The organism is Thioclava marina (assembly GCF_002020135.1).
Taxonomy (GTDB): Bacteria; Pseudomonadota; Alphaproteobacteria; order Rhodobacterales; family Rhodobacteraceae; genus Thioclava; species Thioclava marina.
Window position 1 is genome coordinate 1,498,224 of record NZ_MPZS01000001.1, and the last position, 13,936, is coordinate 1,512,159.

Below are 13,936 nucleotides of genomic sequence, written 5' to 3' on the forward strand. Positions count from 1 at the left end.
CGAAACCGAATCGGATCTTTTCGAGCGGAACGACCATTCAGAGATGACGTAACGTCCCCCCGGCCGCACGCCCTGCACGCCTGACCCGCTCGGATTCGGTTCTGCCGCCATTTATGCCGCAATTGCAGCATGAAAGGTGCAAATGAAAATCCGCCAAGACATAAAATTACAAAATCTCTCGTTCGGGGATTGCAAAGTTGCGCAGCGATGCGTATCCCTCAGGTCGAACACCGCCCGATTCTGCGGCGCGGCAAGGACAAACAGGAGAGAGCCATGGCCCTTGACCAAGAAACCGGTATCGCCCCCTACGACGCGCCGGAGAAGGACCTTTACGAGATCGGCGAGATGCCGCCCCTCGGCTACGTCCCCAAGAACATGTACGCATGGGCGATCCGCCGCGAGCGCCATGGCGAGCCCGAGCAATCCTTCCAGGTGGAGGTCGTGCCGACCTGGGAAATCGACAGCCATGAAGTGCTCGTCCTCGTGATGGCCGCTGGCGTGAACTACAACGGCATCTGGGCCGGTCTGGGCGTTCCGATCTCGCCCTTCGACGGCCACAAGCAGCCCTATCACATCGCAGGCTCCGACGCCTCGGGCATCGTGTGGAAAGTGGGCGACAAGGTCAAACGCTGGAAAGTCGGCGACGAGGTGGTGATCCACTGCAACCAGGACGATGGCGACGACGAGGAGTGCAACGGCGGCGACCCGATGTTCTCGCCCAGCCAGCGCATCTGGGGCTACGAGACCCATGACGGCTCGTTCTCGCAATTCACCCGCGTTCAGGCCCAGCAGCTGATGCCGCGCCCCAAGCACCTGACCTGGGAAGAGGCGGCCTGCTACACGCTGACGCTGGCCACCGCCTACCGGATGCTCTTCGGCCACGAGCCGCATGACCTCAAGCCCGGCCAGAACGTGCTGGTCTGGGGCGCCTCGGGGGGCCTTGGCTCCTTCGCGATCCAGCTGGCGAATGCCGCGGGCGCGAACGCGATCGGCGTGATCTCGGACGAGGACAAGCGCGACTTCGTGATGAGCCTCGGCGCCAAGGGCGTGATCAACCGCAAGGACTTCAAGTGCTGGGGTCAGCTGCCCAAGGTGAACTCGGAAGAGTACAACGCCTGGCTGAAGGAAGCGCGCAAGTTCGGCAAGGCGATCTGGGACATCACCGGCAAGGGCGTGAACGTGGACATGGTCTTCGAACACCCCGGCGAGGCGACCTTCCCTGTCTCGACGCTGGTGGTGAAGAAAGGTGGCATGGTCGTGATCTGCGCCGGCACCTCGGGCTTCAACTGCACCTTCGACGTGCGCTACATGTGGATGCACCAGAAGCGTCTGCAGGGCTCGCACTTCGCGCATCTCAAGCAGGCGTCGGCCGCCAACAAGCTGGTGATCGAACGCCGCATCGATCCGTGCATGTCGGAAGTCTTCCCGTGGGACGAGATCCCGCAGGCCCATACCAAGATGCTGCGCAACGAGCACAAGCCCGGCAACATGGCGGTGCTCGTGCAGGCTCCGAAAACCGGGTTGCGCACCTTCGAGGACGCGCTGGAGGCTGGCCCCAAGGCGTAATGATGCGCCTGGTCTCCAGAGTGAAACCCGCGCCTGAGAGGGCGCGGGTTCTTTCTTTTGGATGTTCGCTCGCGCGGTATACCCGGTTCTGAGCACCGCTCAGGCGGCGGGGAAACTCAGCGTCACGGACAGGCCGGGATGATTGTCGCCAAGGGTCAGCTCGGCTTCGTGCAACCCCGCCACAGCCTGAACCAGCGCCAGACCCAGCCCGTTGCCCGGCGTGGTTCGCGACCGCTCCAGCCGATAGAGCCGCCGCAGCACCTTGGCGCGTTCCGCCTCCGGGATCCCCGGCCCGTGATCACGCACGACAAGGTCCACCCGTCCTTCGCGACGCGCCAGCTCGACGCGGATCTGCGGCGCAGGTCCAGCATGGCGGATCGCGTTCTCGATCAGGTTCGACAGCATCTGACCGAGCAATCCCCGGTCCCCCTGAACGGTACACGCTCCTTCCGGGCGCGACAGGGTGAGCGTGCCGCCCGCCTCTTCGGCAGATGCCTCGTATAGCTCGGTGATATCGCTCGCCAGGGCGCCGAGATCGACGGTAGCGAACCGCGATTTCGGGCTGCCTCCCTCGATCTGCGCGATGCGCAGCAACGAATGGAACACCGCCACCGCGCCTTCCGCCTCGATGCCCGCGCGCTCGGCCAGATGGCGCGCCTCTCCCTCGGGCAGGCTGTCGCGAAGCTCCGCAAGCAGGACCGAAATCCGCTGCATCGGCGTTTTCAGATCATGCGCGATATCGGCCGAGACCTGACGCAGCGCTGCAACCGTCGCCTCTTGCGTTTCGGCCATCGCATTCAGCCGCGCCCCGATCCGCGCGAGATCGTCGCCGCGCGCCGATTTCACCTCATCCTCGGGCACGCGCGCCTCAAGTCGACCCTCGGTCAGCTGATCGAGCGTCTCCTCGATCGCGCTCACCCTCCGGCGCGCCCGCATCCCCGCCCAGGCGCCATAGGCGGCCGAGATCAGCAGCGACGGCACGAAAGAGAAGATCAGGATCGCGAGAAAGGTCGAGCTCAGCTCGGCAATCGGTGCGCGGCTTTCCCCGATCACCAGCAGACCGCCCGCCAGCGGCATGGTCAGGGTAAAATAGCCATGTTTCGAGAGCGGCTCATAATCGGGATGGCGCGAGACGACCCATTGATCTCCCTGATGGATCACCCGCACATTGCCGACCTGCCGCCCGTCGGGAAGCACGAAGGCGATGGCACGTTCGGAGGGGTCGGAGGCCCGCGCCTCGGCCGAGACGATCACCGAAAGCGTCTCGGGATTGGCCGCGACCTGAAACACCGCAGTCTGCTGTTTCAGATCGGCCTGAATGGCATCTTCGGTCGAGGTTCGCAGTGCGACATAGGCAAAGCCCAGCGTCACCAGCAGAATCGCGAAGACGATCCCCATGAGTCCAAGCGCCTGCCGCAGCGGCGTCGAGGCGAGGATCGCCGCGCGATTGAGCCGACCGCTCATCAGCCCTCGATCCGGTAGCCCGCGCCGCGCACGGTGTGGATCAGATCACGCTCGAACGGCTTGTCGACCTTGTTCCTGAGCCGTGAGATATGGGTCTCGACCACATTGGTCTGGGGATCGAAATTCAGATCCCACACCCCTTCGAGCAGCATCGTGCGGGTTTGCACGCGGCCCTTGCGGCGCAGCAGAAATTCCAGCAGCGCAAATTCCCGCGGCAACAGGTCGATCTCCCGCCCTGCCCGCGTCACCTTGCGCGCGATCAGATCCATCTTCAGATCCGCGGCCTCGAGAACGACCTGCTCCGCCTGCGCCTGCGGACGCCGCGCCAGCGCCGCGAGCCGGGCGGAGAGCTCTCCGAAGGCGAAAGGCTTCACGAGGTAGTCGTCGCCACCGGCATTGAGTCCCTCGATCCGATCATCCACTCCGCCGATTGCGGTGAGAAAGATCACCGGTGTCGCGACCTTGGCCGCACGCACCGCGCGCACGATCGACAGCCCATCGAGCTCGGGGAGCATCCGGTCCACGATCATCACGTCATATTCGCCCGCGAGCGCCTGGGTCAGACCCTCGCGCCCGTTGGCGAGGTGATCGACCGTGTGACCTTCCTCGCGCAGCCCGCGCGTGACGTAATCGGCCGTCGTCGCATCGTCTTCGATCAGCAGGAGCTTCATTGCGTCTTCTTTCTCGTTGCCCGACATAAGTGGCCGCAGAGCGCGCGCAAGTCACGCCCCCCTCGCCCAAAGGTGAAAAGGATTACACGACTGCAATCTTTCCGCAGTCTCCCTGACAGGCTAGGCCCCAAGATGGGATGCATCCCTGTCATAAAGGAGAGAGAGATGCAGGACATTCGCAAAACCCGTCTGCTGCGCACCCTGGCGGTCACCGCGATGATCGGCGCGGGCTCGGTCGCGACGAGCGGTCTGGCACTGGCGCCGAACATGGCCTCGGCCGAGACGTTCACCAACACCGTCGATCTGGTGAAGAAGGTGATGCCCGCCGTCGTCACCATCGAGATCAAGAAACAGGCCGACGATCAGGAAATGGCGCAGATGGGGATGCCGCAGGATTTCCCCTTCGAGTATTTCTCGCGCCGCTTCGGCGTACCGATGCCCAACGGCGTCCCGAACGGTCAGGACCAGCAGATGCAGCGCCCCGAGATTACGGGCCTCGGCACCGGCTTCGTGATTGAAAAAGACGGCCATATCGTCACCAACGCCCATGTCGTCGATGGCGCCGAGAGCGTGAAGGTCACCTTCTCGGACGGCTCGACTGCGGACGCGAAGGTCATCGGCGTCGACAAGGCCACCGACATCGCGCTGATCAAGGTCGATACCGACAAGGATCTGCAAACCGTGGGCTTCGGCGACTCGGACAAGGCCGAGGTGGGCGAGCCGGTCGTGGCGATCGGCAACCCGTTCGGCCTGGGCACCTCGGTGTCGACCGGCATTGTCTCGGCCAAGGGCCGCGACCTGCAATCGGGTCCTTTCGACAACTACATCCAGACCGACGCGGCGATCAACAAGGGCAACTCGGGCGGTCCGCTCTTTGATGCCGATGGCGAGGTGATCGGCATGAACACCGCGATCGTGTCGCCCACCGGCGGCTCGGTCGGGATCGGCTTCTCGGTGCCGTCCGATACGATCAAATCGGTCGTTGCGGACCTTCAGGATGACGGCACCGTCAAGCGCGGCTTCCTCGGCGTCTCGATCCAGCCGGTCAGCGAAGACATTGCCGCGGCCCTCGGCCTCGACAAGCCCGAGGGCGTGCTCGTGGCCGATGTCTCCGACGACACCCCGGCCAAGAAGGCGGGCCTGAAGCGCGGTGACATCATCGTCGCGGTCGACGGCAAGCCGATGAAGGCCCCGCGCGATCTGACCCGCGCGATCGGCTCGGACGTACCGGGCTCCGAAGTGCAGCTCTCGTTGCTGCGCGCGAACAAGCCGCTCACTCTCTCCGTCACTCTCGATGAGCGGCCCACCGAGAAGACGCCGTCGTAAGACGCGCGCTCTATCGGTTTGACGTCACGCCCGGAGCCAAGGCTTCGGGCGTGATGCGTTTTGCGCTTGCCTGACGCGGGCCACGCTTTGCCGCCCAGCCGCGCGATCGCCGTCCTGCGAACGCCTTATTGCGCGGCCTCAGGTTGTGCGGGCGCAGGTTGCGCGGGCACGGGCACGGGGGCCGGATCCGACGCGGGCTCCGGCGCAGGCGCGATCGTCGCGGCCACCTGATAGAGCCGCCAGTCGCGCTGACGGAAATGCCGCTCGGCGATTTCGGTTAGCCCGTCGACGCCTTCGAGCGCTTTCGGCGCCAGCACCAGCCCGCCCGGATGATCGGCCATCCATCGCCCCAGATCGGCGCTGTTATCGAGCACGTTCACCGGCGTCTCGAGCCGCGCGGCATAGGAGAACTGCCCGGCATAGTTTCCATCGGTCGTGGCCACCCCTTGTGCCGAATGCGAGGCGATCAGCTCTGCGATCGGGCGCGTATCGTAGACCGACCACAGGATCTGCCAGAGCATCGCCTGGATCGCCACCAACACCAGCGGCGCGACAAAGGCCTCGGCGCGCCAGCCCTCACGCGCGCGCATCAGAACGAACCCCGCGAACGCAAGGATCACCAGCCCCACGATCAGGAAGAGCCACGAACCAGACCCCTCGGGCAGCTCCGGGAAAGCGCCGAAATGCACCGCGACCGCCCCGATCGCGACGAGGATGCCGGGCAGCAGCCAGAGCAGCCGAAGCGCGCGCATCCGCGGCTCCGCAGTCGGCAGCAAGCCCGACAGCAGCAGTGCCAGCGCCGGCAGTTCGGGCAGAAGGTAGTGCGCCTGCTTGCCCGAGATCAGCGAAAAGGCGACCAGCGCCGACACCGCCCAGATCGTCACCATGCGCGAACCTGCATCGGCCCACAGATGCGACGGCTTGAGCGCGGCCAGCCCCGCACGGCTCCAACCCCAGGGCCAGAGATAGGCGGGCAGAAGTGCGATGAAGAACCAGATCGGACGGCCATGGGCGAAACTCTCTACCATGCGGCCAGCACTCTGCTTCCAAAGGATCTGTTCGCGATATTCCGCGCCCCCCAGCACCACCGCCGGGCCAAGCCAGAACAGCACGAGCGCGAAGCCGATCAGGAAGGCGATCCCGATCCGCCCGTACCAGCCCTTGAGCGCCGGGCGCCCCTCGCCACGCGCCCAAAGCGGCATCAGCAGCGCGGCAGGCATGACATGCACGAGGATCACCGGCCCCTTGGCCAGAACCCCCAGACCGAGTGCGAACCCGAGCCCGATCACCGGCCCCGTGCGCAGCCCGTCCTTGAGCCCCCAGATCGCGATCATCCCGAGAAGCGTCGCCGCGCTCAGCATCGTGTCGAACATCGTCGTCGAGCCGAAGATCAGGAACACCCCGGTCGTGGCGAGGATCAGCGCGGCCAGCCCCGCGCGTTCGGGCGCTTCGGGCCAGAGCTTGCGCGCGAGAACCGACACCAGCCAGACCGACAGCAAACCGAAGAAGGGCGCGACCAGCCGCGCCACCCATTCGCTTTGGCCGAACACGCCCCAGACGAGATTGATCAGCCAGAATAGCAGCGGCGGCTTGTCGCTGTAGATCCCGCCATTGAGATGCGGGATGATCTTCGAGCTTCCCGTCCACATCTCCCAGGCGACGGTGAGATAGCGCGTCTCGTCGATCGCCATCAGCGGACGCATGATCATCAGCACCGTCGCGGCGAGGGCGAAAGTCACGAGCGCACCGATCAGCGGGACGCGCCAGGCGGAAGAGGTCATCGGTTCGGGCCTTTCTTTGCGGGCGCGCACGTGCGCGTTATCGCATGCAAGAGGCCAATCCGGGCCGCCCTGTCAAGCCCGCGTGGCGTCTCGGTCCGATCACGAATGCCGCGCGCGAAATTGAGATTGCATGGAACAAGGCTCTTGCGGGCGGCGTTTAGAGGCCAGACTGACATCCAAGGGAGACGTGTTCCATGAAAAAGATCCTGCTTGTTCTGCCGCTCACGGCGAGCGTTGCCGCCTGCCAGATGACGCCGGAAAACCAGTCCGCCGTGACCGGCGGCGTGGCCGGTGCCGCTATCGGCGCCGCCGTGTCCGATGACGGCGATCGCCTCGAAGGCGCGGCGCTCGGTGCGGCCGTGGGCACCGCGGCGGGCGCGCTCATCGGTGCGGCCAACCAGCCGGGCCAGTGCCGCTATCGTGACGCCTATGGCCGCGAATATATCGCGCCCTGCTAAGGCCCCGATACAGATAACCCTCGAAAGCCGTTCGGGCCCCGTGCCCGGACGGTTTTTCTTTGTTCCGAGCCCGTCCCGAAGCGGCACGGATTGTCGCACTCCATTGCCGCACGGGGCTCTGTCCTCTATCTGGCCCCTCAAAGCCGGATAGGAAACGATGACAAGCGCGACCGAAGCCCCGAAGCCGAAGACCATCCTCAACCGCATCGCCGCTCCCGTGTCGGGCAAGCTACGCGCCGCAGGCTGGATCGGGGTCGCCGCCGCGCTGGTCTGGCCCGCACAGGCCGCGCTGGTCGGTTTGGTGCTGGGCAATCTGGTCGCGCCGGGCGTGAGCCCGCCGCTCTCTCCGCTTGCCGGGGCCGCCGGGTTCGTGGCGCTCGCGCTGCTGCGCATCGTGCTCGACTGGATATCGCAGAAACTCAGCGCGGATGCGGCCGAGATCGTGCTGCGCGAGGCGCGCGGCAAGCTGATCACCCGCTCGCTGCGCCAGGCCAGCGGCGCAGCCGCGCTGTCGCCCGCCGAGCTCGCCTCGCTGGCCGCCGAGAAACTGGCGGCCCTGGGCCCCTGGGCCACGCGCTATCAGCCCGCCTTCCTGCGCGCGAAATTTGTCCCCCTCGCATTCCTGCTCCTCGCGGCCACGCAAAGCTGGGCGGCCGCCGGCATCCTTCTGATCGCAGGACCGCTGATCCCGGTCTTCATGGCGCTGGTCGGCATGGCCGCGCAGGAGGCCTCGGAAAAGCAGATGGTCGAGATCGGTTCGCTCAACAAGCTGCTGATCGACCGCATCGCCGCGATCACCGACCTTCGGCTTCTGGGAGCCGAGGCCCGCTCGCGGGCCGATCTGGAGATGAAATCCGACGACCTGCGCGTACGCACGATGGCGGTGTTGCGGGTTGCGTTCTTGTCTTCCACCACGTTGGAGCTTTTCGCCGCGATCGGGGTGGCGTTGATGGCGGTCTTTGTCGGCTTTTCGCTGATCGGCTGGATGAATTTCGGCACCTGGGGTACGAAGATGACCCCTGCCGAGGGCATCTTCCTGCTGATGATCGCGCCCGAATTCTTCCAGCCGCTGCGCGATCTCGCCGCCGCATGGCATGACCGCGCAGCCGCCCTTGCCGTGGCCTCCGAGCTCGACACGGCCGAGGCCGAGATCGCGCAATCGGCAACGCTTCTGGGAAGCGGCGGCGAAGGCACCGCACCGGCGCTCGGCACGCTCCGCTGGCAGGGGCTACGCGTCCCGCCCGGCCACGCTGCCGAGCCGATCGTTTTGCCCGACGGGCAGGTCTCCCCGGGAGAGGCGGTGGCGATCACCGGCCTTTCGGGCGCAGGCAAGACGACACTGCTGACAGCACTGGTCGGGCTGATCCGCCCTGAGGCGGGCACGATCCGTCTGGGCGATCTGGCACTGAGCGACGAGAGCGCGGACGACTGGCGCGCAGTGTTCGGCTGGATCCCGCAAAGCCCGCGCTTCGCCGATGCCACCCTGCGCGAGCTGATCACGCTGGGCCGTCCGGGCGATCTCGAGGCAGCGCTCGACGCCGCGCAAGCCGCCGAGGTGGTCGCGGGGCTTCCCGGCGGGCTCGAGGCCCGGCTGGGAGATATGGGCGGCGGTGTTTCCGGCGGTGAGGCCCGGCGCTTGCTGATCGCGCGCGCCCATTACGCGAACCGACCGATCGTGCTGGCCGACGAACCGACCGCGGATCTCGACCCCGAAACCGGCGCGAAGATCATCCAGGGCCTGCTGGCGCTGCGTGCGCGCGGCGCGTCGGTGATCGTCGCAAGCCATGACCCCGCGCTGATCGCCGCGATGGATCGCCGGATCGAGCTGGAGGGCGCGGCATGAAAACGCTTCTGACCCTGACGACGCGTCTGATTGCGGGCCAGAAATGGTCCTTCCTGCGCGGGCTCGCGCTCTCATTCCTCGTGCTTGCGATGGGCGCGGCGCTGCTGGGCCTGTCGGGCTGGTTCGTCACCGCCGCCGCCGTGGCCGGCATCACCGGGCTCGGGCTCGACTTCGATTTCTTCCGCCCCTCGGCGGGGGTGCGGGGCCTCGCGCTTGGCCGCGCCGTCGCGCGCTATGGCGAGCGGCTGCTGACCCATGACGCCACGCTGCGCGCACTGGCCGATCTGCGTATCGCCCTGATGGATGGGGTCGCGCGGCGACCACATGAGGAACAGGCGCGGCTGCGCGGTGCACAGGCGCTCAACCGGTTGACCTCGGATGTGGATGCGCTGGACGGGTTGCTGCTGCGGCTCGTTCTGCCCTTCCTCGCGGCGGGCATGGTGCAGCTGTCGGCGCTGCTGATGCTGTGGTGGCTCGAAGGGCTGCCGATCGGCCTTGCGGTCTTCCTGATTTACCTCGTCGGTGGCGGCTTCGGGCTGATCTGGGTGGCGCGCGCAGCGCGTCATGACGCACGCGCCGCCGAAACCGCGCTTCAGAACATTCGCCGTCGCGCGCTGGAAACGATGCGTGCGCGCGCCGATCTCGCCGTCGCGGGTCAACTGGAAGCGGCAACCGCGCAGACCCTCGCCGAGGTCGAGGCCGATGCGCTCGCACGGCGCAATCTCGAGGCGCTCGACCGGCGCGTGGCGGCGGTGATCTCGCTGACGACCGCGCTGGCGGGGGCCGCTGCACTTGCAATCGCGGGGCAGATGGCGATGGCCGGACAGATCACCCCGGCGCGCGCCGCCGTGGGCCTGTTCGTCGCGCTCGCGCTCGCCGAGTCGCTGATGCTGTTGCGCCGGGGTATGGCCGAGATCGGCCGGATGCAGGAGGCGGGCGCGCGGGTGCTTGCACTCACCGATACGCCCGAGCGTACCGAGCCCGAAAACCCTCGCAGCGCACCGGATCCGACCGCACCGCTTCTTGTGGCCCGCGCGCTCAGCTTCACCCGGCCCGCGGCCGCCCGCCCTGTTTTCACCAACCTCACGCTGGAATTGCACCCGGGCGAGACGGTCTTCCTCACCGGCCCCTCCGGTGCGGGCAAATCCACCGCGCTCGCCGTGCTCGCGGGGCTGATGGCACCCGATGACGGAGAGCTGATGTTGGCCGGGCAGCCGCTGGCGCACTGGCCCGAGGCGAAACTGCGCTCGATGCTCACGATGGTGCCGCAACGCAGCCAGCTGATCGGCGGCACGATTGCCGAAAACCTCGCTCTGGCCCTGCCGATGGGCGAAGACCTGCCCGACGCCGAGGCCTGGGCTGCGCTGCGCGCGGTCGCGCTCGATGAGGTGATCGACGCGCGCGGCGGGCTTGGTGCGCTGCTCGGCGAAGGCGGCACTGGTCTCTCTGGCGGGCAATCGAAGCGTCTCGCGCTTGCCCGCGCGGCGCTCAGAAAGCCGAAAATCCTTCTCCTCGACGAGCCGACCGAAGGCCTCGATGCCGAAACCGCGCGCGCGACTCTCACCGGCCTGCGCGCCCTTCTGCCTGAGTCGGCCTTCCTCGTCGTGTCGCACAGAACTCCCGATCTGGCCCTCGCGACTCGTTCCATTCCCTTGGGTTAACGCCGAAGCTGCGACACTAAGCCACGGTGAAACTGAGACAAATCGTCCATCACGCCCGTTCACAGGGGCGTGCGACACATCGTCAATTTGATTTGGCTCAAGGTGAGGCGCAGACCCCCGCCCATAAGTTGCATCCGGGAAAAACATTTCCGGGAAACTCGGCTTTTCACAAAACCGAGAGCAAGTAGGGAAACTGGAGAACGAGATATGGATTTCGGGATCGTCGAGCTGTCACGGCTGCAATTTGCCATGACCGCGATGTATCACTTCCTCTTCGTGCCGCTGACGCTTGGTCTGTCGATCATCGTCGCGATCATGGAGACGGTCTACGTCATGACCAACCGCCCCATCTGGCGGCAAATGACCAAGTTCTGGGCCACCCTGTTCGGCATCAACTTCGTGTTGGGCGTGGCCACGGGCATCACCATGGAATTCCAGTTCGGCATGAACTGGAGCTACTACTCGCATTACGTGGGTGACATCTTCGGCGCACCGCTCGCCATCGAGGGCCTGATGGCCTTCTTCATGGAAGCGACCTTCGTCGGCCTGATGTTCTTCGGCTGGGAAAAGCTCTCGCCGGTCAAGCACCTCGTTGTGACCTGGTTGGTGGCGATTGGCTCGAACTTCTCGGCGCTCTGGATCCTCATTGCGAATGGCTGGATGCAGAACCCCGTCGGCTCCGAATTCAACCCCCTCACGATGCGCATGGAAATGACCTCGTTCTTCGACGTCGTCTTCAACCCGGTTGCGCAGGCGAAATTCGTGCACACGGTTTCGGCCGGTTACGTGACCGCCGCCGTCTTCGTGCTGGGCGTGTCGAGCTGGTACATGCTCAAGGGCCGTCACTTCGAACTCGCCCGCCGCTCGATCGCTGTGGCCGCGTCCTTCGGTCTGGCCTCGGCGCTCTCGGTCGTCATTCTCGGCGACGAGTCGGGCTATGAGACGACCCACAACCAGAAAATGAAGCTCGCCGCGATGGAAGCCATGTGGGACACCGAGCCCGCGCCGGCCTCTTTCACCCTCTTCGGCATTCCCGATCAGCAGGCGCGCGAAACCAAATACGCGATCCATATTCCGTGGGTCATGGGCCTCATCGGCACCCGCTCGCTGACCGATCAGATCGAGGGTATCAACGATCTCGTCAAAGGGTCGGAAGAGCGGATCCGCAACGGGATCGTCGCCTATGATGACCTGCTGAAGATCCACGAAGCGAAGGGCGACGTCACCCCCGAGGTCAAGGCGCAGTTCGAAGCGAACGCGGGCGATCTGGGCTATGCCTACCTGCTCAAGCGCTACGTCGATGACCCGCGTCAGGCGACCGACGCGCAAATCAAGATGGCCGCGGATGACACAGTTCCGACCGTCTGGCCGATCTTCTGGTCGTTCCGCCTGATGGTGGCGCTTGGCTTCTCCTTCATCGCGCTGATGATCTACTTCTTCGTCATCGCGAACTGGAAAGGCATGCAATATCCGCGTTGGGCGCTGCGCATGGCCGTGATCGTCATCCCGGCGCCGTGGATCGCTGCGGAACTGGGCTGGTTCACCGCAGAATTCGGTCGCCAACCCTGGACTGTCGACGGCGTGTTGCCGACGGCGCTCTCGGTCAGCCACCTCTCGGTAGGCGACCTTCTGGTGACGCTGGCAGGCTTCGTGGCCTTCTACACCGTGCTCTTCATCATCGAGATGGGCCTGATGATCAAATACATCAAGAAAGGCCCCTATCAGGATGTCGAGATCACCCAGGAATGGCAAACGCGCCATGAAAACCGTCTCGCGGGCCGCAAGAACGACCCCCTCGTGACCATGCCTGCGGAGTAAGACAAATGATCCTTTATGAACTCTTCAGCTTCGACTTCCTTCGTGTCGTCTGGTGGATCCTGCTCGGGGTGCTGCTGATCGGTTTCGCGCTGACCGACGGCTTCGACATGGGCGTGGGCGCATTGCTCCCCTTCGTCGGCAAGACCGATGTCGAGCGTCGCGTGGCGATCAACACCATCGGCCCTGTCTGGGAAGGCAACCAGGTATGGTTCATCCTTGGCGGGGGCGCGATCTTCGCGGCCTGGCCACCGCTCTACGCGGTGAGCTTCTCGGGCTTCTACCTCGCGATGTTCCTGATCCTCGCGGCGCTGATCCTGCGTCCCGTCGGCTTCAAGTACCGCTCCAAACGGGACTCGGCTGCATGGCGCAACGGTTGGGACTGGGCGCTCTTCGTGGGCGGTGCGGTTCCGGCGCTGGTCTTCGGCGTCGCGGTCGGCAACGTGCTCCAGGGCGTGCCGTTCGAGCTGAACGACATGCTTATGCCGCTCTACCCGGGCAACTTCATCATGAAGCTTCTGGGCCTGCTGAACCCCTATGCGCTGCTTGCGGGTGTGGTGTCGCTGTCGATGCTGATGATGCACGGCGCGGCGTGGCTGACGCTGAAAACCGAAGGCCCGGTGCAGGAACGTGCCCGCGCCATCGGCTCGGTGGCAGGGATGGTGGCTTTCGTCACCTACATCCTCGCCGGCATCTGGCTCGCCTTTGGCATCAAGGGCTACCAGATCACGTCGGTCGTTCCCGCGAACGGCCCTTCCAACCCGCTCTTCTCGACTGTCGAGCATGGCGGCAGCTGGATGCAGGCCTATGCCGACCGTCCCTGGATCGCGATTGCTCCGATCCTCGGTCTGGCCGGGATCGCGCTGGCCACGATGGGCTTGCGTGCGGGCAAGGAAGTCTCGACGCTGCTGTGGTCGAAACTGGGCATCTTCGGCGTGATCTCCTCGGTCGGCCTGACGATGTTCCCCTTCATCCTGCCGAGCTCGAAACAGCCTGACGCCTCGCTGACGGTCTGGGACAGCTCCTCCTCGCACCAGACGCTGTTCGTGATGCTCGTCTGCGCGCTGATCTTCATGCCGATCATTCTCGCCTACACCGCATGGGTCTATAAGGTCCTGTGGGGCAAGGTGACGGTTGAAGATGTCGAGCGTGACAGCCACTCGGTTTACTAAGGAGACGCAAGATATGTGGTATTTCGCATGGATCCTCGGGCTTCCGCTGGCCGCACTGGTCGCCGTCGCCAACGCGATGTGGCTCGAGATGCAGAACGACTGCAAGATCGCCGGTGAATGCAAGAAGGACTGATCCTTCCCGGTATGAAAACCTTGAAAGGCCGCCTCGGGGCGGCCTT

The 13,936-nt window shown here is 65.3% G+C and carries 11 protein-coding genes; 8 read left to right on the forward strand and 3 right to left on the reverse strand.

Annotated features, from left to right (window positions below):
* Positions 1-273 precede the first annotated feature (273 nt).
* On the forward strand, positions 274-1,566 hold the full coding sequence (gene ccrA, locus BMG00_RS07205) for a crotonyl-CoA carboxylase/reductase (RefSeq protein ID WP_078525902.1): 1,293 nt from the start codon (positions 274-276) through the stop codon (positions 1,564-1,566).
* A gap of 99 nt (positions 1,567-1,665) precedes the next feature.
* Here the strand turns inward: ccrA and BMG00_RS07210 are convergent, their stop codons facing one another.
* Both BMG00_RS07210 and BMG00_RS07215 read right to left on the reverse strand, forming a co-directional pair.
* Positions 1,666-3,030, reverse strand: coding sequence for a sensor histidine kinase (locus BMG00_RS07210; protein WP_078525905.1), 1,365 nt, complete (start codon positions 3,028-3,030; stop codon positions 1,666-1,668).
* Positions 3,030-3,701, reverse strand: coding sequence for a winged helix-turn-helix domain-containing protein (locus BMG00_RS07215; RefSeq protein WP_078525907.1), 672 nt, complete (start codon positions 3,699-3,701; stop codon positions 3,030-3,032). Before BMG00_RS07215 ends, BMG00_RS07210 begins: the two co-directional genes overlap by 1 nt.
* 165 nt (positions 3,702-3,866) lie before the next feature.
* On the opposite strand from BMG00_RS07215, the gene BMG00_RS07220 reads away from it, so the two are divergent.
* Entirely contained in the window at positions 3,867-5,027 is a 1,161-nt protein-coding gene (locus BMG00_RS07220) for a S1C family serine protease (protein WP_078573772.1), read from the forward strand.
* A 125-nt stretch (positions 5,028-5,152) separates the two neighbouring features.
* Here BMG00_RS07220 and BMG00_RS07225 read toward each other — a convergent pair whose 3' ends face one another.
* The gene (locus BMG00_RS07225; RefSeq protein ID WP_078573773.1) at positions 5,153-6,808 is read right to left on the reverse strand and encodes an ArnT family glycosyltransferase; all 1,656 of its coding nucleotides are present in this window, start codon (positions 6,806-6,808) and stop codon (positions 5,153-5,155) included.
* 194 nt (positions 6,809-7,002) lie between these two features.
* On the opposite strand from BMG00_RS07225, the gene BMG00_RS07230 reads away from it, so the two are divergent.
* The 6 genes from BMG00_RS07230 (at position 7,003) to cydX (ending at position 13,890) form a co-directional block, all read left to right on the forward strand.
* Positions 7,003-7,266 (forward strand): YMGG-like glycine zipper-containing protein, encoded by a 264-nt coding sequence (locus tag BMG00_RS07230; RefSeq protein WP_038076708.1) that lies wholly within the window; start codon positions 7,003-7,005, stop codon positions 7,264-7,266.
* Positions 7,267-7,423: 157 nt separating this feature from the next.
* The gene (locus tag BMG00_RS07235; protein ID WP_078573774.1) at positions 7,424-9,109 is read left to right on the forward strand and encodes an ABC transporter ATP-binding protein/permease; all 1,686 of its coding nucleotides are present in this window, start codon (positions 7,424-7,426) and stop codon (positions 9,107-9,109) included.
* Entirely contained in the window at positions 9,106-10,770 is a 1,665-nt protein-coding gene (gene cydC / locus BMG00_RS07240) for a thiol reductant ABC exporter subunit CydC (RefSeq protein ID WP_078573775.1), read from the forward strand. The genes BMG00_RS07235 and cydC overlap by 4 nt, the downstream gene beginning before the upstream one ends.
* 207 nt (positions 10,771-10,977) lie before the next feature.
* On the forward strand, positions 10,978-12,588 hold the full coding sequence (locus BMG00_RS07245; protein WP_078573776.1) for a cytochrome ubiquinol oxidase subunit I: 1,611 nt from the start codon (positions 10,978-10,980) through the stop codon (positions 12,586-12,588).
* A gap of 5 nt (positions 12,589-12,593) precedes the next feature.
* Positions 12,594-13,757: a cytochrome d ubiquinol oxidase subunit II gene (gene cydB / locus BMG00_RS07250; protein WP_078525932.1), complete on the forward strand. Its 1,164-nt coding sequence runs from the start codon at positions 12,594-12,596 to the stop codon at positions 13,755-13,757.
* A gap of 13 nt (positions 13,758-13,770) precedes the next feature.
* Entirely contained in the window at positions 13,771-13,890 is a 120-nt protein-coding gene (gene cydX / locus BMG00_RS07255) for a cytochrome bd-I oxidase subunit CydX (protein ID WP_051692443.1), read from the forward strand.
* Positions 13,891-13,936 lie beyond the last annotated feature (46 nt).

Bases quoted from the DNA above. Each gene is read 5' to 3' on its own strand.
- ccrA (WP_078525902.1), top strand. From the start codon at position 274: ATGGCCCTTGACCAAGAAACCGGTATCGCCCCCTACGACGCGCCGGAG.
- BMG00_RS07210 (WP_078525905.1), bottom strand. From the start codon at position 3,030: ATGAGCGGTCGGCTCAATCGCGCGGCGATCCTCGCCTCGACGCCGCTG.
- BMG00_RS07215 (WP_078525907.1), bottom strand. From the start codon at position 3,701: ATGAAGCTCCTGCTGATCGAAGACGATGCGACGACGGCCGATTACGTC.
- BMG00_RS07220 (WP_078573772.1), top strand. From the start codon at position 3,867: ATGCAGGACATTCGCAAAACCCGTCTGCTGCGCACCCTGGCGGTCACC.
- BMG00_RS07225 (WP_078573773.1), bottom strand. From the start codon at position 6,808: ATGACCTCTTCCGCCTGGCGCGTCCCGCTGATCGGTGCGCTCGTGACT.
- BMG00_RS07230 (WP_038076708.1), top strand. From the start codon at position 7,003: ATGAAAAAGATCCTGCTTGTTCTGCCGCTCACGGCGAGCGTTGCCGCC.
- BMG00_RS07235 (WP_078573774.1), top strand. From the start codon at position 7,424: ATGACAAGCGCGACCGAAGCCCCGAAGCCGAAGACCATCCTCAACCGC.
- cydC (WP_078573775.1), top strand. From the start codon at position 9,106: ATGAAAACGCTTCTGACCCTGACGACGCGTCTGATTGCGGGCCAGAAA.
- BMG00_RS07245 (WP_078573776.1), top strand. From the start codon at position 10,978: ATGGATTTCGGGATCGTCGAGCTGTCACGGCTGCAATTTGCCATGACC.
- cydB (WP_078525932.1), top strand. From the start codon at position 12,594: ATGATCCTTTATGAACTCTTCAGCTTCGACTTCCTTCGTGTCGTCTGG.
- cydX (WP_051692443.1), top strand. From the start codon at position 13,771: ATGTGGTATTTCGCATGGATCCTCGGGCTTCCGCTGGCCGCACTGGTC.